Source organism: Bariatricus sp. SGI.154, assembly GCF_050313795.1.
Lineage (GTDB): Bacteria > Bacillota > Clostridia > Lachnospirales > Lachnospiraceae > CAMBRQ01.
On sequence record NZ_JBNPMC010000023.1, the window covers coordinates 1 to 22,683 of the forward strand.

The following is a 22,683-nucleotide window of genomic DNA, read 5'->3' on the forward strand; positions in this document are numbered from 1 at the left end:
GAAGTAAGAAAGGAGGATTGATTATATGGGATGTCTAGGTAATATTTTATGGTTCATCTTTGGAGGCTTCATAAGCGGTCTTAGTTGGGCGCTTGCCGGCTGCCTATGGTGTATCACTATCATTGGTATTCCTGTGGGAATGCAATGTTTTAAGTTTGCAGCCTTAAGTTTCTTTCCATTTGGAAAAGAGGTTACTTATGGCGGCGGTGCAGGTTCCCTCCTGCTAAATGTGATCTGGCTGGTTGTCTCCGGATTCTGGCTCGCTGTTGAATCAGCGACTATCGGAGTTCTACTTTGCATCACAATTGTTGGCATCCCCTTTGGTCTGCAGCAATTCAAACTTGCCAAACTGGCATTGATGCCATTTGGCACAACCGTGCGTTAACTTATTGTGAATTTATTACATCAGGTATACTTCGGAGTACCTGATAAAAAAGGAGAAATCATTATGGAAAGACAACAATATGTATGCCCGAAATGTGGAAACACTCATTATGAAAGCGATCAATTCCAAGCAACCGGAGGCAATTTTGCAAAAGTCTTTGATGTACAGAACAAAAAATTTACTACTGTATCTTGTACACGCTGTGGTTATACAGAATTATATAAACGAGCGAATTCTGATGCTTGGGATATTATTGATTTCCTTATCAATTAACTCGGCTTATATCAATTAGGGACACCACCATTTTAATTGGGGACAGGGCAAATCCAAAAAGGGACACCTCTATTTTAATTGGGGACGGGGGTTTTTTCAATTTCCCCCGTCCCCTCCCTGTAATATGGGCAGTGCTGTTTTAGACATTGCTGATTCTCTCTTGAAAAATCACACTCTATTTTTTCCGGAAGTTCTAATTCTATCCCCATATTTTCTTTTGTGAATTCTACCGCTTTTATTACTGCTGTGAATGAATCTCTTTTGCAGCACCTCGGTCCGCCAAGATCCGCTATGGCTCCAAGTGCCTGAGATGTCATTCGATTCGACAAGCGCCAAGATTTCCCCGTAAGCGGTGTTGCCTTAGTAATAATACTTATGAATATCCCTGTACTGACTGCTGCTCCGCAGCATCCCCAGATACCACAGGCGCCGCCAGGGTATTCACTTCCTCTTGCCCGCATCTCTTCTAAATCTTTCACAAATGCCTCATGACTACCTTCCCCTTGATAACCACCACAATTCTTATATGCCGTAAGCAATACAGCACCTACCATAACATGATGCTCCGGTCCGTGCATATAGATATACGGATCCTCCATCAATTCCTGCATAATAGCAATCGGATTCTTGGATTCACTCTTTCTGCACCCATCCATAATTACCTGAATTCCCTGTCTGGCATGGCATTCATCACATATGTAATGTCCATCTTCACAACTGGAATAACTCTCCAATCTCCTATGGCACATCACACATTCCATTTTCCGCACTTTCCCAAAATACACAAGCGGCTTGCCGCATATCAGGCACGCGCCTTCTCCTCTCATTATTTCATACCTCCATAGTCTCCATCATTAATCTAAAAAGGGACACCACTATTTTAATTAGGGACAGGGCAAATCCAAAAAGGGACACCACCATCTCAATCGGGGACGGGGGTTTTTTCAATTTCCCCCGTCCCCATTAAAGGCGGACGCCGTCCTTAACTACTGCTTTCAGATTCAATTCCCCGTCAAGCAGCACAACATTCCCTTTCTTTCCCGGTGTAATCGAGCCATACTTCTCATATTCGCCCAAACTCTTTGCCGGGTGTTTGGTTGCGCAGGCAACTGCTGTCTCAAGTGGGATTCCCATCTTCTTCACTACGGTTCTCATGCAATCCAGCAGATTGGTTGCAGATCCTGCCAATGCTCCATTGGATACCAGTGTAGCGCGATTGCCTACCACGTTTACATCCAGGCCGCCTAACGTATATTGACCGTCTGGCATTCCGGTTGCGCGCATGCTGTCACTGATTAAGATCATTCTGTCTGCGCCAAGCATCTTGAAGGTTGCACGCACTACGGATGGATGAATGTGTACGCCATCACAGATTAATTCTGCATTCACATGTGCATTGTCAGATACAGCACCTACAACACCCGGCTCGCGATGGGTAAATGCCGGCATAGCATTGTACAGATGCACCGCATGATTCGCCCCTGCCGCAAATGCTTCCATTGCTGTATCGTAATCTGAATTCGTGTGCGCAAGAGATATATTCACTTTATCCTTCATCTTCTGGATGAATTCTACTGCATTTTCACTGTGCTCCGGAGCAACACCGACGAATTTGACCAAACCTTCGGATGCATCTAAGAAACGCTGGCAGATGGACGCATCACAGGTAATAATGTTTCTCTCATCCTGTGCGCCTTTCTTCTTCTCGCTGATAAATGGTCCCTCCATGTTAACGCCGATCAAATCTGCCTTTTTTGCTGCTGCCGCTGCTTCTTCCGCTGCCGCGTCTTTTTTGTACTCAGCAGCCACCGACAGAATTCTCTCCAGTTCTTCTACCGGAAGAGTCATCGTTGCCGGAGAGATAGCAGTTACTCCTATGGACGCCTCATATTTTGCGATCTCTGCAATCGCTTCTTTGGTCCCGTCACAGAAATCATACCCCTTACATCCATGGAAATGAAGATCAATCAGACCAGGGATTGCATAACATCCTTCCCCATCAATCACCTCTTCATCTTCCAGTTTCTCCCTGGCTTCTTCTTGCTCCACAAAGATTCCACCTCTAATGGCGATCTCGCCATCCACAAAAGTCTCATCTTCTGTGTAAACTTTTACATTCTTGATAATCATATCATACCCTCCTTACAGCAGATCTCCTGCTTATTTTCTTTTTCATTCTTTATTATCTCAAGATTTCTTCACTATCTACAGACTTCTCTGCCACCGCAAAACTTTTTGCTCAGCACTATCTTCCTTCAGCAAGCCACAAATCTACCCCTATTCAAAAACTTCCCTGCGCTTCTTGCTGCCTTCTTCCAATGCCCTGAGCGTATTATCATGCAGAATCTCTTTGGCAAATTTGTCCTGGTCAACATAATAAGAATATATAATATCCAGCATTACCAGCACCGGGAACTGCGGCGAGATAACATTGCCATGATTCAGATGCCGAAGAGACGGCAACAGCACCACTTCGTCACAGAATTCATCGAATATTCCCTTGTTCTTCGCCGTCAAAAGTACCGTCTTCGCACCTCGCTTATGTGCTTCATTCAGAAGATACAGCACATCCTCCTTCTCGCCACTGATACTGATTCCGAACACCAGGCTTCGCCTGTCCTGGAACACCGCCTGCATCCTCATTAAGTCCGTATCCTGGATAGAATCGATATCCACACCGATTCTCATGAATCGAAGTTCCATCTCTCTTGCCGTAAGACCAGAACTTCCTTTACCGCACACGAACACTCGCTCTACCCCATTCAGATATCTGCCGATTCTGGCAATCTGAGCCTCATCTACAAGGTTATAAGTCTTGTTCAGCAATTCCTGATAGGCATTCAGAACCATTCTGGTATTACCGGTCATAGACTCCTGCTTCTCTACAAACGTCTCTTCATACTGATATACGAACTCCCGGTATCCCCTGTACCCACATTTTTTCGCAAAACGCGACAAAGACGCTTCTGATACATATAATCTCTCCGCAATTGCTTTCGCAGAGAAATCCACCTTCTTACGGTTCTGTATGAAAAAATCCGCAATATTCTTCTCTACATTGGTAAAATTATCATAGTTCGATTCAATCATCGGAACCACAGATTTTACATAATATTCCATCTTTTATTCCTCATGGCACTGCATAAAATGGTAGAACGCTCCCAGCATTCCTGCATCATTGCGATGCTTTGCGAATGCAATCCTTGTATGCGCAGCAATACTTGGAACCAGATTCCTTCCCACTGCATCCTCAATCCGGCTTCTTAAGTACTCCTCCTGCGCCATAATTCCTCCGCCAAGCACGACAACCTCCGGATTGATCACATAACAGATATTGGCAATCCCCTGTCCCAGTACATCCACCATCTCATCAATCGCTCTGATACACAGTTCGTCACCCTTCTTCGCCTCTTCGAAGATACGATACCCATTCCATGCCTGATCCGACTCATTCTTCCACTCCGCAACTTTTCTTGTAAGAATACTTGCCGCCCCCAAAGTCTGGAAATCACTGCCCGCCATGTGCATATAGCCGATTTCACAGGCACTGTTGCTGAACCCGTGGAATACTTCTCCATCCATCACAATACAGCCGCCAATGCCAGTCCCAATCGTCAGCATCAGCGCAACCTGACTCCCTTTAGATGCTCCGGTCATATATTCCGCAAGACCCGCACAGTTCACATCATTCTCTACCTCGCAGGGAACTCCAAACCGCCGTTCCATCGTCGCTTTAAACTGAGTTCCTGTATACTGCGGTATCAGAGGTGCCGAATGGAAGATCTCCCCTTTCTTAGTATCTACCATACCAGCCGTAGAGATACAGATTCCACGGATTGTTTCTGACTTGGCAAATTCTTCCACAATTCCAACTACTTTCGCAAGAATCGATGGACCTCCTTTGTAGGCTTCCGTCCGCATCTCATTACGGCAGATAATCTCTCCGCCCTCATTCAGAAGTCCATACTTAATCGCCGTTCCGCCTATATCAATACATACATATTTTTTCATCATTACTGCTCTGCCTCCTCCAGCATCATAAGGAACTTTCTTGCCTGTTCCATATCATCTGTCTCTTCGAGTACAGGCATCCTCCCTTCATTATAATATATTCCAATATTTTCCGCAATCTCACTTCCAAGCAGGTTCAGTGCCTCCATGTTATAATGCACATTATCCTGAAGATATCCCTTCTTAGGGAACCCTGAAGCCATCTTGCTTACAAGGATCAGATTCTTTTCCTCTTCACACGCTCTTTCCTGGGCGGCGCCAATCCGTCTGATCCGCGCAAGATTCTCTTCATCCGGAAGCCAGTGTCCTGTACGGCTTACAAACACCTCCCGTATCCCACACTTTTCTTCCAATGACCGTCCGATCTCAATCAGTTTTTCTTTATAATACACGGGATCCGTTCCATATTTCCCGTCACTTTCTCCCTGAATCCATATAGCAACTCTTCTGCCAATGGGATATTTTTTCTCTATATGTTCCTGTGCATGAATGAATTTCCCCTGTGCCGCCTCAAGATAACGGTTTGTGTCATGCAGCCAGTTTTTAATCCTGCTTCCATCTACCGCACAATGTATCACACATACATCCTCCTGCATGTTTTCATAATATCGATTCGCAAAAGCCGGGGCAATCGTCCCTCTTCCCTCGGATAACTGCAAGGTATATCCCATAGGAATCAATGCATTTCCCGTAAAATTCTCTACATACTCCCATGCATGTTCTCCTGGGCGCACACTTTCTTCTGGATTGCCGCATCCTTTTGCATTACTCTGTCCGATCAGTAATACCAGATCCATTTTACCACCTCTGTCTATGCATAAAAATATAGCACGAAGAGGCAAAAGCGGAACCCCTTCCGTTTTGCCTCCCCGCCGGGTATTATATACGTACTTTGAAAATCGCTTTTTTAATCTTCTCGGAACCGTTCACTGCAACTGCCGTACGGTGTCCGTCACTTGGATAGCAGATCAGGAAATCACCATCTCTTAATATCACAGAACTATTCTTCTCTCCATCCATCGGAAGGAAATCATCCTTTGGGACGAACTCTTTCACGTCCATATTCTGGATAAAGTTCAGATCAATCTGCTCTGTGCCATGAAGCATCAAATGCACATCCAGATAGTTCTTATGTGCTTCCCAGAAACGCTCTTCTGCCGCCACTGTCTCATATTCTACAATGTTGACGAACAATCTGTCCCCATCAATCTCGTGGCTTCCTTTTTCATAGCCTGCCAGGTCATGCTCCTTCGCATACTCGAAACATTCTTTTACCTGTTCCTCAAGGAATGGATACTCCTCAAGATTCTGCACATTTCCGAATATCATATTCTTCTCTCCTTTCGAATTCAACTAATTAAGAATCCGATTAATTCTTGTAAACAGTTGTGTTTGGAGCCGGTACGGATGTATCTCCTTTTACCTTTCTCCAGATCAGACTCGCCGGGATACCTACCACTAGTGATACTGCAATGGAGATGATAGAGTATGACCAGATAGAAACTGCTCCTGCCGGTGCAAAGTACTTAATTCCAACCATTACTACAGATGCTGCGATGAATGCCAGTGTTGCGCCGAATGTGTTGGCAACCTTTGTAAACGCTCCCAGGATAAATGTTCCGATCAGGATACCAAGTACCAATCCCATGAATCCGTTGAACCATTCATATGCAGATTTTACTCCGCCATTTGCCAGTACCATAGATACAACGATAGAGAAGATACCTACGATCAGAGATACATACTGTCCAATCTTTGTCTGTTTCTCAAAACTTAATTCCTTCTTCGTCAGACGAGCCTGGATATCCAGCGTCCAGCTTGCTGCTACAGAGTTCAGTCCTGTAGACAGTGTAGACTGAGATGCCGCGTAGATGGCTGCCAGAAGAAGTCCTGTAATACCTACCGGAAGTTCGAATGCAATGTAGGATGCGAAGATCTGATCCTGCGCTGCTGCCGGCGGAAGTGCATTCTGCTGATAGAATACATATAATCCAGTACCGATCAAGTAGAATACAGTTGCGATAAAGATAGATAATGCTCCGTTTGTCAGCATCATCTTATTCAGTTTTTTCGTATCAGTTGTTGTTGTAAAACGCTGTACAATATCCTGACTTGATACATAAGATCCCATCGTATTGAAGCCAGCACCTACGATCATGATGAATACGCTGTCTTTTAAAATGTTAATGTCAAAGATTGGCTGGTCGGTTGCCAGGAACTTATGTCCTTCTGTAAGTGCGTTAAATACTGCACCTGCTCCTCCGTCAATGTGTGCAAACAGGAAGATTAACGCGAATGTTACACCGATTAATAATACGGAACCCTGGATAAAGTCTGTCCAAAGTACGGATTTAAGTCCGCCAGTGTAAGAATAGATGATCGCAATCACACCCATGATGATAATCAGTACATTTACACTGATTCCAGTCAGGCTTCCAAGTACCATACATGGCAGATACATAATGATAGACATACGTCCTACCTGGTAGATGATGAACATAACAGCGCCCAATACACGAAGCCCTTTGCTTCCGAATCTCAGTTCCAGATAGTGATATGCGGTATCAATATCCAGCTTACTATAGATTGGAAGGAAGAACTTGATCGTCAGCGGAATTGCCAGGAGCATACCCAACTGAGCGAACCACATGATCCATGTTCCTGCATAAGAGTTACCTGCTAATGACAGGAAGGATATTGGACTTAATAAAGTTGCAAAGATAGATACGGAAGTTACCCACCACGGTACAGTTCCGTCTCCCTTAAAATACTCTTTTCCCTTCATCTCTTTCTTCGCGAAATGAAGCCCGGCAAACAATACTGCTGCCAGATATACAATTAAGATTACTAAATCAATTACTGTAAAGCCTTGCATCTTCTCTCCTCCTATAATTCTCATTCGTTCTGTCTTCTATGCAAGATATGCTGCCTTTGCATCACGGATCATCTTCGCTGCTTCTTCTACGATTGCCATATCACTATCGATCAGGGATGGCAATGGCTCTCTTACTCCGCCGAGTTCCAGACCTTCGTTGATCTTAAGAATTGCCTTGATCACTCCGTACATGTTGCCGTGAGCAGAACACATCTTGTAGATGATTGCATCTGCTGCATACTGGATTTCTCTTGCCTTACCAAGTTCTCCAGCCTTCACATACTCATCCATCTTAAGGAATAACTCCGGCATAACACCGTATGTTCCGCCGATTGCCCCCTCTGCTCCGATTACGCGTCCGCTAATGAACTGCTCGTCCGGTCCATTGAAGATCACATAGTCTTCTCCTGCTGCCTGCTTGAACATCTGAATATCCTGTACCGGCATAGAAGAGTTCTTTACACCGATGACTCTTGGATTCTTTCTCATCTCTGCAAATAAGTTCATAGTAAGCGCAACACCTGCAAGCTGTGGGATATTGTAGATTACGAAATCTGTATTCGGTGCTGCAGAACTGATGTCATTCCAGTACTGTGCAATCGCATATTCCGGCAGTCGGAAATAGATCGGAGGAATTGCCGCAATCGCATCTACGCCAAGGCTCTCTGCATGTCTTGCAAGTTCCATACTGTCTTTTGTATTGTTGCATGCAACGTGAGCGATAACCGTAAGTTTTCCTTCTGCTGCTTTCATTACGTTCTCCAGAACGATCTTCTTATCTTCTACGCTCTGATAAATACATTCTCCGGAAGAGCCATTTACATAAACTCCTTTTACACCTTTTTCAACGAAATATTTCGTTAAAGCCTGTACGCCCTCTGGGCTGATGTTTCCTGCCTCATCATAGCATGCGTAAAATGCCGGGATCACGCCTTTGTACTTGTCCAAGTTTCTCATAATTCTTCTCTCCTTCTCTTGTTTGAATCATTGATTCTTTCCTGAATCTTTAGATTGTCGGGTTGCTTTATGCCTTAAAATATTATGTTCTTACTTTGCCTTCATCCGCTTTTAGCTCTGTTCCTCTTAGCCCAGGGCTTCTGCAAATGCCTTCGTGATCAGTTGCGGTCTGGTAATAATCGAACCTACTACTACGCTAAATGCGCCAAGTTCAATCACTCTCTTAGCCTTTTCCGGGGTATTGATGTTACCCTCTGCGATGACTCTGTTCTTCACCTGTGCAGTGATCTTTCTTAATATCTCAAAATCATTCGCCTCAATCTTGTCGCCTTTGCTCTGCTCAGTGTAACCAACCATCGTTGTTCCGATAAAATCAAATCCCAACTCATCTGCATGGATTGCCTCTTCTACAGTAGAGCAATCTGCCATTAGAAGCTGATCCGGATACTTCTCCTTAATCTGGGCGAAGAATTCATCCAATGTTACATTGCCTGGACGAAGTGCGCCAGTCGCATCCACTGCGATGATCTCTGGTTTTACTTCCATCAATTCATCAATTTCTTTCATCGTCGGCGTAATGTAGACTTTGCTATCGTCATAATCTCTCTTGACGATGCCGATGATCGGAAGATCTACCTGAGACTGGATCTCCTTAATATCCTCCTTCGTATTAGCACGGATACCAACGGCTCCCCCTTCTTTTGCTGCAAGCGCCATTCTTCCCATTATGAAAGAAGAATGCAGCGGCTCATGCGGCAAAGCCTGACAGGATACTACTAATTTGCCCTTTAACTGTTCCACGTTCGCTTTCATCTCTCTGCTCCCTCCTTGTCGTTTCTCGTTTCTGGCATTCAGTATATCTGTGGAAGAATTTATTTTCAATACCATATTCATGTTCTGAAAGTTCTTTCAAACTTTTCAAAACGTCCTTGATTCATGCACAATTTTTTATTATTTTTTTAGTCAATTTGCACAAATCGAGGTTACTTCTTTCCATCTTTGAAAGTAACTTCAATCCATCTCATTCCACTTGAAAACTATGATTTCATCGCTATACTGAACAGTAGAATCACTGTTATCTATTATCTTAAGAAAGGGAAAAAATTATGATTATTTACAGAGCAAAAGACTATCAGGACATGAGCCGCAAGGCTGCTAACATTATCTCCGCACAGGTAATTATGAAACCAAACTGTACCTTGGGACTTGCAACAGGCTCTACCCCAGTCGGAACCTACCAGCAGTTAATTGAATGGTATAAGAAAGGAGACCTGGACTTCTCGCAGGTAAGCAGTATCAACCTGGACGAGTACAAAGGATTATCCCCGGAAAATGATCAGAGTTATCGTTATTTTATGAATACGAATCTCTTCAATCATATTAATATAGATAAGACTCGCACTTTCGTTCCAAATGGACTTGAAGCAGATTCCCAAAAAGCGTGTAACGACTACAATCATATTATCACCGCTTCTGGCGGCATTGATCTGCAGCTTCTTGGTCTGGGACACAACGGACATATCGGCTTTAATGAGCCAGGAGAAGCATTCGAGCGCGAGACACACTGTGTAGACTTAACGGAAAGTACAATCGAAGCGAATAAGAGATTCTTTGAGTCAGAAGAAGATGTGCCAAGACAGGCTTATACAATGGGAATTAAGAATATTATGCAGGCACGGAAGATCCTCGTAGTAGTAAGCGGGGCTGATAAGGCTGAGATCCTTGAAAAAGTACTGAAAGGACCTATTACTCCGGCAGTTCCGGCTTCTATCCTGCAGTTGCATAATGATGTGACTATTGTGGCAGATGAAGCGGCATTAGGGAGAATTTAGGGAGAAAATTGTTGCTTGAATGTGGCTGGCGGGGTCAGGGGCGTAGCATGAGTCTTAGAAACTGTTAGCATAAAAATGGCCGGAAACTGGCATGAGAATTTGATCTCAAATCAAATTCTCATGAGCATCTGAGGCGAGAAGATATCAAATCTTCTCGTCGAATATGCTCGGTTGCCAATTTCCAGCCAGTTTTATGGTTATAGTTTCTTAACGAAATGCTCCGGTTCTAACCCCGCCAGCCACATTCCACGATACCGTCCACTTCCAACACCCTTTATTTCTTACTGAAAATTCTCCCTTTTCTCTTCCTCCGATTATACACGATCAGCACGATCGCCACCACAACCAGAATGCCAGAGAGCATCTGCGATACCGGAATTCCCAGACCCGGCAGCAATAACTGATCTGTCCTGATTCCTTCAATCCAGAATCTTCCAAGCCCATATCCCAGCAAATACACCAGGAATACCTCGCCATCGAACTTCTTATGCTTCCGGTACAACAACATAATAATCAATACCATCAGGCACCACAGTGATTCATAGAGGAATGTCGGATGTGCCTGGATATAAGACACACCGTCTACCGTCTCCATATGATCACGCATCAGTCCTGAGATATCGGAGCCTCTGACCGCATCTACCGGGAGCCTCATAGCCAATAGATTATCCGTATACTCGCCGAATACTTCCCGGTTAAAGAAGTTGCCCCAACGTCCGATCATCTGACCTGCCACAAGTCCAAGCCCCGCAGTGTCAAATATTAACGGAGCCGACATCTTCTTGACCTTTGCAAATATAATTACCGTAATAATTGCAGCGATGATGCCTCCATAAATCGCCAGTCCTCCCTGCCGTATTTTCAGGATACTGATGAGATCATCCTTATACATATCCCAGGAGAAGATCACATAATAGATTCTGGCTCCAATAATTGAGAATATGACCGCATAAATCGCAAGATCATAGTAATCCTCCGGGTTCTGTCCGCTTCTTTTCGCCTCTGCCGCTGCGATGAAGATACCAACCAGAATCCCTAAACCTATAATAATGCCATAATACGCAATATCAAAGCCAAATACCGTAATATGATCACCTACCGACTTCAGATGTATCCCAATATTGGGAAAATCTATCGTTTTGTGCATGATTATCGTCTTCCTTCCTATACGTTAAAGCGGAATAGCATAATATCCCCATCTTTTACAACGTATTCCTTGCCTTCCAATCTGATCAAGCCTTTTTCCTTCGCTGCATTATGGCTGCCGCACGCAATCAGATCATCATAAGATACAACCTCCGCACGAATGAAGCCACGCTCGAAATCAGAGTGAATCTTTCCTGCCGCCTGTGGCGCTTTGGTTCCATTGGTGATGGTCCATGCACGTACCTCCGGCTCTCCGGCCGTCAGATAACTGATCAATCCTAGCAGTCTGTAACTTGCCTTAATCAATTTCTCAAGACCAGACTCAGATAATCCCAGATCTTCTAAGAACATCTTCTTCTCATCATCATCCAGCTCTGCAATCTCCTGTTCAATCTGCGCACATACAACGAAGACTTCGCTTAATTCTTCTTTGGCATACTCGCGAACTGCCTGTACACCCACATTGGACACACCGTCATCTGCCAGATCATCCTCTGCTACATTCGCCGCATAGATTACAGGCTTATAAGTCAGTAGATTATAGCCTTTCAGCCATGCCTCTTCATCCTCATCATCGGCTCCTTCGAATGTCTTCGCGAGTTTTCCTTCCTCCAGATGCGCTTTAATCTTCTCCAAAAGTGCCAGTTCTTTTGCAGCGGTCTTGTCATTTCTTGCTACTTTCGTAGTCTTGGCAATCCTACGCTCTAGTATCTCCAGATCCGAGAAGATCAATTCCAGATTAATTGTCTCAATATCACGAAGCGGATTAATACTGCCATCTACGTGGACAATATTACTGTCCTCAAAGCATCTTACTACATGGACAATCGCGTCCACCTCACGGATATTGGCAAGAAACTGATTGCCAAGTCCCTCTCCTTTTGACGCTCCTTTTACCAGTCCGGCGATATCTACGAATTCAATCGCCGCCGGAATAATCTTCTTCGTATGATACATCTCTCCCAGCACATTCAATCTTTCATCCGGTACGGTTACAACTCCCACATTCGGGTCAATCGTACAGAATGGATAGTTAGCTGATTCTGCCCCTGCTTTGGTCAACGAATTGAATAATGTACTTTTTCCTACATTGGGTAATCCCACGATTCCTAATTTCATCTATTATGTCCTCTTTCTAAAGTTACTTTTAATGATCAACCGACCTAGAATTTCTTCTCCTTGCCAGCCGACACTTCGAAACACACAACAGTGTATCACTTTTATTACTTCTTGTCACGGGTCTGCATCAAGATTACGATTCCCGCTGCAAAACTGATTACAGCCTCATCTTCATCCTCAGCAATCTGATTGCTGACACAAAGGCTGTCATATGGTGTCAATATATGATTCCGAAGCGGATACTTCGCCCCTTTGATATTGAAGCCGAAGATCTCTTCCCCTAGCGGGAATACAGAAAAATACGGACCATACATCTCGTCCTTCCTAAGATGCGTCTCTCCATCACCGATTAGGCAGATCATATTCTGCCGATCCACGATCTTCGCATCAACTCCCGCTTTGAACGGAATGGTAAGGCTCTGTACATTCGCCCAGAGATGGTCTAATCTTCCCCCTGTAGCCCCAAGGATGATCAGTTCGCTGCATCCAAGTGTCATAGCCAGTCTGATTGCAATCTCTGTATCAGAAGCATCTTTTACCGGATTATATTCACGAATCGGAACATTCGTCTCATTCTTATAATAATCCGCAATCTCTGCCTTCACACTGTCAAAATCTCCTACAATATAACTTGGCATGATCTGATGTCTATAAAGGAATTCCATTCCTTTATCCACACCAATCACATATTCCCCTTCCTGCTTCTCTAAGATAGAAAGGGTCAATTCTTCATCCAGTTCTCCGCCACTTACAATTACAATTCGTTTACTCATAATCCTTCAATATCTCCATAAACTCCTTTGTGTTCTTCCCTGGATCTCCGCCAAATACGGCAGATCCTGCTACAATCACATTCGCTCCTGCATCCAGCACTTCCCGGACATTCGTAAGATAGATTCCTCCATCTACCTGAATATCTACAGATAATTCTTTTTCCCCAATCATCGCACGAATCTTACGAATCTTATCCAGTGATTCCGGAATAAACTTCTGTCCGCCGAATCCAGGATGCACACTCATAACAAGTATCATGTCGACATCTTTCAGATAAGGCTCTACTGCCTCTGCCTCCGTCTCCGGGCAGATGGATAATCCCACCTTCAGCCCACACTCACGGATCTTATCAATGGTTGTCTTCACATCTTCACATGCTTCCAGATGAATTGTCACCAGATCTGCTCCTGCTTTCTTAAATGCCTCGATATAACGAATCGGTTCCTGCACCATCAGATGTACATCCATCACCTGATCTGTTACATCATGAATAGAAGCCAGCACGGGCATACCGAACGAGATACTCGGCACAAACATCCCGTCCATGACATCAAAATGCAAATATCTGGCACCATTTTCCTCAGTCTTTTTCATCTCCTGGCCAAGCACCTTGAAGTCCGCCGCCAGAATGGATGGAGCTAATATATAGTCCATACTCAATACCTCCTCTTATTCTTCAGTTCTTCATACATCTCTATATAATTCTGATAACGTATCGCATGTATCTTCCCTGCCTCCACGGCTTCTTTTATCGCACATCCCGGCTCATGAACATGGTCACATCCATTGAATCGGCATGTCCCTTCATACTCTGCAAACTCAGGAAAATAATACTTTAACTCTTCTTTGTCAAAATCATTCACATATAATGAACTGAATCCCGGAGTATCCATAATATAAGAATTCTCATCAACCGGAAACAGTTCTGAATGTCTGGTTGTATGCCTGCCTCTCTCAATCTTCTGACTGATTGCACCAGTCTCCATATTCGCTTCAGGCTGCAATATATTGATAATGGAGGATTTGCCCACGCCAGAGGGTCCGGCAATGGCTGTCGTCTTGCCTCTTAGCACCTCTTTAACCTGATTCACATTCTTCCCCTCCAAAGCACTTGTAAATATCAGCGGATATCCACAGCCTCCATAAATCTGCTGTAACTCCGTCACCTGAGGATCCGTCGCAATATCTTCTTTGTTGAAGCAAAGAATGACTGGAATCTCTTTCCTCTCCATCATCACAAGAAACCTGTCCAACAGATTAAAATGCGGGTCAGGCTTTGCGATTGCAAACACAACCAATGCCTGATCAATATTCGCAACTGCCGGACGTATCAGTTCATTGCGTCTTGGAATAATATCAATAATATTGCCTGTCTTCTCCTCTTCATCCAGTACTTCTATCTCTACATTGTCACCTACCAACGGCTTAATCTTCTCTTTTCGGAATACACCTTTTGCTTTACATTCATAAACACCGAATTCTACTACGTGTACGTAGTAGAATCCGGCAATCCCTTTTACTATCTTTCCTTGCATACCTTATCCCGTCTCACTCATCTGACACCCTGCCGCTTCAGCCTAATCGGCTTAGTCTAAAGGTTCATCCGTCTCTCCACCACCTTGAGCTGGTCTTGGTCCATTGCTGACCACATAAGTGATCGTTGTTCCCTTATCAACCTTACCCGATGCAGGACTTTGAGAGATAATCGCTCCCCTCGGAATTGTATCACTATAATCAGAGCCGCTTCTGCTGGTATACAATCCATTTCCGGAAGCCCAACTTGTCAGATTACCTTCGGACTGTCCGACAAAACTTTGAATATCAATTCTCTCATCTGGCTTTGGTCCATTACTAATTACAAGATTAATATTTGTACCCGCTGCTACTTTCTTGCCCCCATTTACACTCTGGGACACAACCTGACCTTTTGGTACACTATCATGGTAATCATACGTAGTTGTAACCGAAAGTCCAGCGCTTGTAATCGCATTCTGTGCTGCTGCATCCTCCTGGCCAACTACATTCGGAACGGTCTTCTTTTCAGCACCTTTGCTGACTTTCATCACAATCTCTGTATCTTCCGTCGCTTCCGTCTTCGCAGCCGGAGTCGTCTCGATAACATTGCCGCTCTCTACGGTATCACTATACGCAAACTCGGAGGTAACTTTCTTAAATCCTGCATTCTCCAGTGCTTTTTGGGCATCACTTTCACTCATACCACTGACATCCGGTACCGGAATCTTATCACCTACCAGCCCAGAACTGATTACGACATGAATCGTCGTATTCTTTGCAACTTTCTCGCCTGCTTCTGTCTTCTGCTTCGAAACTAACCCTTCCGCGTATTTCTTAGATTCTTCACGTGTATCCACCTTGAAACCCAGTCCCTTATCATTCAAAATCTTTTTCGCTTCTTCTTCGGTCTTACCTAATACATTTGGAACCTTTACCATCTCTTCTGTCTCTTCACTCATCTTAAGGCTCGGTCCGAATTTGAACACACCAGCAGCCTTTCCAATCGTAAATATCAGAATAAAGATAATGATTACCGCAACGACGATTGTCAGAATCTTCATAATCTTATTCATCCGAGGATTTACTTCATCAGAGTCCTTCCCTTTCTTTCCTCTTCTGGAGTCGTACTCGTCATCTTCCTCATCGTAATCATCATCGTCATACTCGGTATCGTCATCATATCCGGCATCACCATAGTCATCGCCATCATAATCATCGTCATCATCGTCGTAGTCATCATATTCATCATAATCTTCATCACCCGATTCATATGAATCTCTGATATCATCCAACTCATCATCTGTGATGATAACTGTATCTGCATTACGAAGCGGCGGTATCACAACGAAATCGCCATTCGGATCAACCAGTGAACGCTTCAGATCTTTGATCAGATCATCCGTGCTCCTATATCTTCTCTCACTGTTCTTCTGTGTACATTTCAAAATAATCTGCTCAAGACTGTACGGAATATCCGGCACCAGTTTTGACGGCGGCGTAATCTCTTCCTGAAGATGCTTGATTGCTACCGACACTGTAGAATCTCCGTCAAAAGGCACCTGACCTGTCACCATCTCGAAAAGTGTAATACCAATAGAATAGATATCACTTCTCTGATCACTGAATCCACCCCTTGCCTGCTCCGGGGATGTATAATGGACAGATCCCATTGCATTCGAACTAACGGTATTCGAAGTTGTCGCCTTCGCAATACCGAAATCCGTTACTTTCACCTTACCATCTCTGGATATAATAATATTCTGCGGCTTAATGTCACGATGGATAATATTCGCCGCATGTGCAACCCCGATACCCGTACACATCTGGATCGCGATACTAATCACTTCTTTATGGGATAATCTCCCCTTCTTCTCTATATACTCCTTTAACGTAATCCCTTCGACTAATTCCATGACCATATAGTATAATCCGCGATCCTCGCCCACGTCATATACATTAACTATATTCGGATGAATCAGTCCAGCCGCAGCCTGCGCTTCTGACCGGAACTTACGTACAAAATTCTCGTCTTCTTTATATTCTTTCTTCAAAACCTTAATTGCCACGTAACGATTCAGCATATGGTCTTTGCCCTTATAGACATCAGCCATCCCCCCTGCTCCAACCTTACTAAGCACCTCATAACGTTTCCCTAGAAAAATACCATCTTTTACCATATACTCACCTCATCTGCAAGTGGCTCTGCTATAACAACCCCTATGTTATCTCTCCCACCGTTACTATTCGCCTTCTCGATTAACATCTGCACTGCTTCTACGACATCCCGGGAACCTTTCACGATATCAAACATATCCTCATCTTCCACCATATTACTCAGACCATCGGTACACATCAGGATAATATCTCCCTTTTTCAACCGATACTCGTAGATATCTGCCTCTACATCCTCTTTTACCCCTATTGCCCGTGTGATAATATTCTTGTCCGGGTGGTTTCTTGCTTCTTCAGCCTTGATACCTCCAAGTCTTACCATCTCTTCTACCAAAGAATGGTCTTTGGATATCTGCCGGATCTTATCATTGATCAGGTAGAGCCTGCTGTCTCCCACATTGGCAAAATACAAAGTATTGCCAACAACCGTTGCTGCTACCAGTGTTGTTCCCATTCCTTCCAATTTAATATCCGTAGATGCTACTTCAATCAGTTTATGATTCGCAATGCTGACTACATTACGCAGAATCTCTTCGGGCTTATCAAGCGGCGTATTCTTTAATTCCTCTTTCAATACACCCACCGTATATTTGGACGCAAAATCCCCTGCCTTGTGGCCACCCATTCCATCGGCAACCGCAAGAAGATTCGGAAATGGTCCGATCGGATTGTCCGTTACATATACGTAGTCCTGGTTGACCTCGCGTTTTCTCCCTACATCAGTCATTGCATATATTTTCATCTGGTTCTCCTTTAATCCGCGGTCGCATGACGTCTTCTAAGTTGACCGCAGGCTCCATCTATATCTGAGCCTCTTTCCCTTCTTATAGTAACATTAATTCCGTTTTTTTCAAGTTTATTTTTGAATTCCAGTGCATTTTTCCTGTCTGGCTTCTTATAATCCCTCTCTTTGATCGGATTCACCGGTATCAGATTCAGATGACAGTTCCGTTTTTTCAGGATGCCTGTCAACTCCTTTACATCCTCCGGCTGGTCATTCACCCCCGCCACCAGACTGTACTCAAAAGTGATTCTGCGTCCTGTTTTCCGGAAATAATAATCACAGGCTTCCAACACTTCCTCTAATTCATACTTATTCGCGACAGGCATTAATTTCTTGCGCTTCTCCTGACTGGAGCCATGAAGTGATAATGCCAGTGTAATCTGAAGCCCTTCTTCTGCCAACCTTCGCATATTTGGTACGACGCCACAAGTGGATGCAGTGATATTGCGCTGGCTGATATTCAGTCCGTGTTCATCACTTAGCATATGGATGAATTTTACGAAGTTATCATAATTATCCAGCGGCTCTCCGGTTCCCATAACTACCACATTGGATACCCGCTCTCCAGTCATCTTCTGGATCTGATAGATCTGCCTTAACATCTCAGACGGTGCAAGGCTTCTCTCCAGACCGCCAATCGTAGACGCGCAGAACCTGCATCCCATACGGCATCCCGCCTGTGATGAGATGCACACGGAATTCCCGTAATTGTATTTCATAAGCACACTCTCTATCATATTGCCATCTGCCAGTTCGAACAGGAACTTTTCCGTCGGATCTACCTGAGATATCTGATGGTCGATCATCTCCACTTTGGGAATCTCATATTCTTTTTCCAGCCTCTCCCTCAATGCTTTGGAGAGATTCGTCATCTCATCAAAACTGCCCGCCAGTTTCACATGCAGCCATTCATAGATCTGTTTGCTGCGAAATGTTTTCTCACCTATACTCTCTATCTCTGCTCTTAGTTCTTCATAATTATAAGAGCATATATCCTTCTTGCTCATGAATCCTCCGCAATCTTCTTCGCATTTATCTATCATAACATTTCTATCATAACACCCATATCATTCTGCCTGAGGTCGCCGCTTAAACATCGCAATATAAAATCCATCTCCAGGTTCCCGTCCCGGCAGCATCTGCTTCTGTTCAATCAGTTCAAACTGCGGATACTCTCCCAAGAACCACTTGGCATTCTCTTCGTTCTCTCCCTGATGGATCGTGCAAGTGCTATAGAGAAGCCTGCCGCCCGGCTTAACATACGCCTGCACTGTGGACAATATCTGACGCTGAAGCATCACTAACTCTTTCTGCATCTTCTCCGTCATCTTATACTTAAGATCCGGCTTTTTCCCCAGTACTCCAAGACCGGAGCACGGGAGATCTGCAATCACGATATCCGCTTTACCTCTGGACTTCTCATCCATCACAGTAGCATCCTGCCGTACCGCTTCTATATTCATAAGACCACTTCTTATAATATTCTCCAGGATCAAGCCCACCTTATAGTCCGTCAGGTCCCTTGCCTCAACATATCCGGTTCCTTTCAGAGTCTCTGCTATATGAATCGCTTTACCTCCCGGCGCAGCGCATACATCGATAATATAATCCCCCTCTTTTGCAGCTGCCCACTCAGCAACCTGCATAGAACTGATATCCTGCACCTGGTAATAACCCTTCCGAAAGCTCATAAGTCCCGCCAGATAATCAAAACCTGACAAATACAATGCATAAGGGAGGTCCGGAACTTCCTCTACGGTAACTCCTTCATCCTCCAACATCTGCATTAATTCTTCTTTCCCAATCTTTTCCAAGTTGCACCGAACCGTAAGCAGTTTCTCTTTTAGGAATTCTTCTGCCATCGCACATACTGTAGCCTTGTCATACACTGCAAGCCACTGGTTCAGAATCCACTCCGGAATAGAATACCTAACAGAAAGGCTGTAGACAGACTGTTCTTCTGAAGGATATGTAACATCCGCAAGATTCCTGCTAATATTACGCAACACGCCATTAACGAACCCTTTTAGATTCGTAAATCCGCGCTTTGCGGCAAGTTTTACCGCCTCATTGCATATCGCAGAATCCGGTACGCTATCCATATATTTTAACTGATATACCGCACTTCTTAGGATGGTGCGGATCACAGGTTTCATCTTATTCACTTTTACTTTGGAAAATTGATTGATGATATAGTCAATCTCTATCATGCGTTCAAGCGTGCCATCTACCACTCTCGTGATAAACGCACGCTCTTTCTTATCCAGATATTGATATTGATCCAGAACATTCTTAAGTGCAATATGGCTGTACTCCCCATCTCTTGTAATCTGAAGCAGTATTTCCAGCACAAGTTCACGCCCGCTTATAGATGCTGCCATAACTCTCTCCCTCTACTATTCGTCGTTTCTGCGATACCCTGTCAGAATCAAAATACGAAGCAATTGCAGTATCGCTGACGCTGCACTTGCCACATAAGTAAGGGCGGCCGCTGTCAGAACCTTCTTCGTAGCATTCACTTCATCTTCATATAGCATGCCGCTGCTTCCCAGGATACGGATTGCACGGTTAGAAGCATTAAATTCAACAGGCAGGGTTACAATCTGGAACAGAACTGCCATCGAAAACGCCAAGATGCCCAGATTCAATAACATTACTGAAGACTGACCTCCAAAGAAGAGTCCGATTAATATCAATGGCCACGCAATCGCACTGCCAAAATTAGCAACCGGAACCAATGCCCCTCTGATCTGAAGCGGTGCATAACCGGTAGCATGCTGCATTGCATGTCCGCACTCATGGGCTGCCACGCCCAATGCCGCAACAGATGTCGAATGATAGGTCGCATCGGATAATCTTAATACCTTCGATCTTGGATCATAATGATCCGTCAGATTACCGGATACGTGTTCTACTCTTACATCATAGATTCCTGCACGCCTTAATATCTGTTCTGCCGCTTCTCTCCCCGTGATGCCAGAATGATTGCGGACACGGGAATATCGGTTAAAAGTCGAATTCATCTTGGATGAGGCAAGCAAGCAGATCACTACGCCTATCAGAACCAGTATATATGTCGGATCAAAATACATTGGAAAAAACATATGAGATGCCTCCTGTTTTAATAATTAGGGTTCCCTATGAAAATATTCACTGATAATTAATTCTGCAAGCTGCCTTAATTATCACTGCTTGTTTCTGCTGGGAACTCCGTCGTGCTGACCCCAGGAACTTTCAGTCCCTGGGGTCGCGGGCTTCGCCCTATGAAAATATTCACTTATAATTAAGGCTGCAAGCTGCCTTAATTATCACTGCCTATTTTCGCACGACTCATTGTCATACGGATATTATATACGAAAAACAGGTGGAATACCTGTTTTTCATATAAATTTAACAATTATTAATGAATTCCTCAGATACCGGTGGATAATACTGTTCCTTCTTCAATCTGATATCCGCGCAGGAACGCATCTGCTTCCATTCGCTTCTTGCCTGGAATCTGTAGTGACAGTACTTTTAGAAGTCCCTTTCCTGTCTGTACACAGAATCCATCTTTTTCTACAGTTACAATAGTTCCTGGGGCAGCCTCGGTCTGTGTTTCTGATATTTCTGCCTCCCAGATTTTCATTACCTTGCCATTCCAATTTGTATATGCGCTAGGCCACGGATTTAAGCCCCTGATTAAGCGCTCGATGGATACCGCATCTTTGCTCCAGTCAATATTTCCAAGGCTTTTGTCTAACATCCTGGCATATTTTGTCGGGCTTTCTCCCTGTTTTTCCCATGTGGCGGTCTTATCCTCCAGGGCTTTCAGCGTACGCACACATAATTTGGCACCTGCTGCTGCCAGTTTATCATGAAGGCTTCCACCGGTCTCTTTTTCATCCAGTACAACCTCTGTCTTCAGGATCATATCACCAGTGTCCAGCCCTTCGTCCATCTGCATAGTGGTTACGCCTGATATTCCCTCACCGTCTATGACCGCCCACTGGATCGGTGCCGCTCCTCGATATTTGGGGAGTAGTGATGCGTGAACATTCACACATCCGTATGGAGTCATCTCAAGAATCTCTTTTGGCAGGAGTTGACCAAATGCAATGACTACCATAATGTCAGCCTGATATTTTCTCAGTTCTTCGATACATTCCGGATTTCTTACCTTCTTTGGCTGGAATACCGGGATTCCATGCGCAAGCGCCACTTCTTTTACCGGCGTATACTGCATCTTGCCACCTCTGCCCTTCGGTTTATCCGGCTGAGTAACCACAAGCACCACCTCATGCCCTGCCTCGATCAACGCTTCCAACGTTCCCACAGAGAAATCCGGCGTTCCCATGAATATAACCTTCATCTATTCTTCCTCCTCGTAAGTCACATCGTGAATCCCGCCTTCTGCCAGTTCCACATACATCTTCCCGTCCAAATGATCGATCTCATGACAGAATGCTCTCGCAAGCAATCCTTCTCCTTCCAGTTCAATCTCTTCCATCTCTTCATTCAAGGCTCTGACCTTCACATAATTCGGTCTGGTTACCACTCCTGCTTTGCCCGGAACACTCAGGCAGCCTTCTTCCCCAGTCTGCTCTCCGTCTGTATCAATGATCTCAGGATTGATCAGCACGATTGGTCCATCCCCTATATCAATCACCACGATTCTCTTAAGAATTCCCACCTGCGGTGCTGCAAGTCCAACTCCCATCGCCTCATACATCGTATCCAGCATATCGTTAATCAAAATCTTCGTTCTCAACGTTAATTTCGTTACTTCCTTACACGGTTTCGTCAGAACCTCATCTCCAAGTTCTCTAATCGTTCTTATTGCCATAATCCTTTCTCTCCT

The 22,683-nt window shown here is 44.4% G+C and carries 23 protein-coding genes and 1 pseudogene; 3 read left to right on the forward strand and 21 right to left on the reverse strand.

Features of this window, described 5'->3' with window-relative positions; translation table 11 throughout:
* Window positions 1–25: 25 nt before the first annotated feature.
* Window positions 26–385 carry a YccF domain-containing protein gene (locus ACQRBN_RS11020; RefSeq protein WP_427739046.1) on the forward strand — a complete coding sequence of 120 codons (360 nt, stop codon included), beginning with the start codon at window positions 26–28 and terminating at the stop codon, window positions 383–385.
* A gap of 63 nt (window positions 386–448) precedes the next feature.
* Entirely contained in the window at window positions 449–658 is a 210-nt protein-coding gene (locus ACQRBN_RS11025) for a zinc ribbon domain-containing protein (RefSeq protein WP_427739047.1), read from the forward strand.
* Window positions 659–732: 74 nt separating this feature from the next.
* Here ACQRBN_RS11025 and ACQRBN_RS11030 read toward each other — a convergent pair whose 3' ends face one another.
* The 9 genes from ACQRBN_RS11030 to ACQRBN_RS11070 all read right to left on the reverse strand — a co-directional run bounded on the left by ACQRBN_RS11030 (window position 733) and on the right by ACQRBN_RS11070 (window position 9,314).
* Window positions 733–1,485, reverse strand: coding sequence for a DUF5714 domain-containing protein (locus tag ACQRBN_RS11030; RefSeq protein ID WP_427739048.1), 753 nt, complete (start codon window positions 1,483–1,485; stop codon window positions 733–735).
* Between the two features lie 136 nt (window positions 1,486–1,621).
* Window positions 1,622–2,788: an N-acetylglucosamine-6-phosphate deacetylase gene (nagA, locus tag ACQRBN_RS11035; protein ID WP_427739049.1), complete on the reverse strand. Its 1,167-nt coding sequence runs from the start codon at window positions 2,786–2,788 to the stop codon at window positions 1,622–1,624.
* Window positions 2,789–2,935: 147 nt separating this feature from the next.
* On the reverse strand, window positions 2,936–3,778 hold the full coding sequence (locus ACQRBN_RS11040; protein WP_427739050.1) for a MurR/RpiR family transcriptional regulator: 843 nt from the start codon (window positions 3,776–3,778) through the stop codon (window positions 2,936–2,938).
* 3 nt (window positions 3,779–3,781) lie between these two features.
* The gene (locus ACQRBN_RS11045) at window positions 3,782–4,669 is read right to left on the reverse strand and encodes an ROK family protein (protein ID WP_427739097.1); all 888 of its coding nucleotides are present in this window, start codon (window positions 4,667–4,669) and stop codon (window positions 3,782–3,784) included.
* Window positions 4,670–4,671: 2 nt separating this feature from the next.
* On the reverse strand, window positions 4,672–5,466 hold the full coding sequence (locus ACQRBN_RS11050; RefSeq protein WP_427739051.1) for a sialate O-acetylesterase: 795 nt from the start codon (window positions 5,464–5,466) through the stop codon (window positions 4,672–4,674).
* A gap of 82 nt (window positions 5,467–5,548) precedes the next feature.
* Complete coding sequence (locus ACQRBN_RS11055; protein ID WP_427739052.1) at window positions 5,549–5,998, reverse strand: YhcH/YjgK/YiaL family protein; 450 nt, start codon at window positions 5,996–5,998, stop codon at window positions 5,549–5,551.
* A gap of 40 nt (window positions 5,999–6,038) precedes the next feature.
* Window positions 6,039–7,544 (reverse strand): sodium:solute symporter, encoded by a 1,506-nt coding sequence (locus ACQRBN_RS11060; RefSeq protein WP_427739098.1) that lies wholly within the window; start codon window positions 7,542–7,544, stop codon window positions 6,039–6,041.
* A gap of 36 nt (window positions 7,545–7,580) precedes the next feature.
* The gene (locus tag ACQRBN_RS11065) at window positions 7,581–8,501 is read right to left on the reverse strand and encodes a dihydrodipicolinate synthase family protein (RefSeq protein ID WP_427739053.1); all 921 of its coding nucleotides are present in this window, start codon (window positions 8,499–8,501) and stop codon (window positions 7,581–7,583) included.
* Window positions 8,502–8,627: 126 nt separating this feature from the next.
* Complete coding sequence (locus tag ACQRBN_RS11070) at window positions 8,628–9,314, reverse strand: N-acetylmannosamine-6-phosphate 2-epimerase (protein WP_427739054.1); 687 nt, start codon at window positions 9,312–9,314, stop codon at window positions 8,628–8,630.
* A 293-nt stretch (window positions 9,315–9,607) separates the two neighbouring features.
* Between ACQRBN_RS11070 and nagB the strand changes: the two genes are divergently transcribed.
* Window positions 9,608–10,333, forward strand: coding sequence for a glucosamine-6-phosphate deaminase (nagB, locus tag ACQRBN_RS11075; protein ID WP_427739055.1), 726 nt, complete (start codon window positions 9,608–9,610; stop codon window positions 10,331–10,333).
* Between the two features lie 274 nt (window positions 10,334–10,607).
* Here nagB and lgt read toward each other — a convergent pair whose 3' ends face one another.
* The 12 genes and pseudogenes from lgt to def all read right to left on the reverse strand — a co-directional run bounded on the left by lgt (window position 10,608) and on the right by def (window position 22,668).
* Window positions 10,608–11,480, reverse strand: a complete 873-nt coding sequence (gene lgt / locus ACQRBN_RS11080) for a prolipoprotein diacylglyceryl transferase (RefSeq protein WP_427739056.1) — start codon at window positions 11,478–11,480, stop codon at window positions 10,608–10,610.
* Between the two features lie 17 nt (window positions 11,481–11,497).
* The gene (gene ychF / locus ACQRBN_RS11085; RefSeq protein WP_427739057.1) at window positions 11,498–12,598 is read right to left on the reverse strand and encodes a redox-regulated ATPase YchF; all 1,101 of its coding nucleotides are present in this window, start codon (window positions 12,596–12,598) and stop codon (window positions 11,498–11,500) included.
* A gap of 104 nt (window positions 12,599–12,702) precedes the next feature.
* Complete coding sequence (locus ACQRBN_RS11090; RefSeq protein ID WP_427739058.1) at window positions 12,703–13,371, reverse strand: thiamine diphosphokinase; 669 nt, start codon at window positions 13,369–13,371, stop codon at window positions 12,703–12,705.
* On the reverse strand, window positions 13,364–14,026 hold the full coding sequence (rpe, locus tag ACQRBN_RS11095) for a ribulose-phosphate 3-epimerase (RefSeq protein ID WP_427739059.1): 663 nt from the start codon (window positions 14,024–14,026) through the stop codon (window positions 13,364–13,366). Before rpe ends, ACQRBN_RS11090 begins: the two co-directional genes overlap by 8 nt.
* 2 nt (window positions 14,027–14,028) lie before the next feature.
* Window positions 14,029–14,907 (reverse strand): ribosome small subunit-dependent GTPase A, encoded by an 879-nt coding sequence (gene rsgA, locus ACQRBN_RS11100; protein WP_427739060.1) that lies wholly within the window; start codon window positions 14,905–14,907, stop codon window positions 14,029–14,031.
* A gap of 51 nt (window positions 14,908–14,958) precedes the next feature.
* The gene (gene pknB, locus ACQRBN_RS11105) at window positions 14,959–17,064 is read right to left on the reverse strand and encodes a Stk1 family PASTA domain-containing Ser/Thr kinase (protein WP_427739061.1); all 2,106 of its coding nucleotides are present in this window, start codon (window positions 17,062–17,064) and stop codon (window positions 14,959–14,961) included.
* Window positions 17,058–17,801: a Stp1/IreP family PP2C-type Ser/Thr phosphatase gene (locus ACQRBN_RS11110; protein WP_427739062.1), complete on the reverse strand. Its 744-nt coding sequence runs from the start codon at window positions 17,799–17,801 to the stop codon at window positions 17,058–17,060. The genes pknB and ACQRBN_RS11110 overlap by 7 nt, the downstream gene beginning before the upstream one ends.
* Window positions 17,779–18,850, reverse strand: a pseudogene (rlmN, locus tag ACQRBN_RS11115) (23S rRNA (adenine(2503)-C(2))-methyltransferase RlmN). The gene ACQRBN_RS11110 and the pseudogene rlmN overlap by 23 nt, the downstream one beginning before the upstream one ends.
* 60 nt (window positions 18,851–18,910) lie before the next feature.
* Entirely contained in the window at window positions 18,911–20,224 is a 1,314-nt protein-coding gene (rsmB, locus tag ACQRBN_RS11120) for a 16S rRNA (cytosine(967)-C(5))-methyltransferase RsmB (RefSeq protein WP_427739063.1), read from the reverse strand.
* A 15-nt stretch (window positions 20,225–20,239) separates the two neighbouring features.
* Window positions 20,240–20,947, reverse strand: a complete 708-nt coding sequence (locus ACQRBN_RS11125; RefSeq protein WP_427739064.1) for a zinc metallopeptidase — start codon at window positions 20,945–20,947, stop codon at window positions 20,240–20,242.
* 308 nt (window positions 20,948–21,255) lie between these two features.
* Window positions 21,256–22,194 (reverse strand): methionyl-tRNA formyltransferase, encoded by a 939-nt coding sequence (gene fmt / locus ACQRBN_RS11130; protein ID WP_427739065.1) that lies wholly within the window; start codon window positions 22,192–22,194, stop codon window positions 21,256–21,258.
* Complete coding sequence (def, locus tag ACQRBN_RS11135) at window positions 22,195–22,668, reverse strand: peptide deformylase (protein ID WP_427739066.1); 474 nt, start codon at window positions 22,666–22,668, stop codon at window positions 22,195–22,197.
* Window positions 22,669–22,683: the final 15 nt, after the last annotated feature.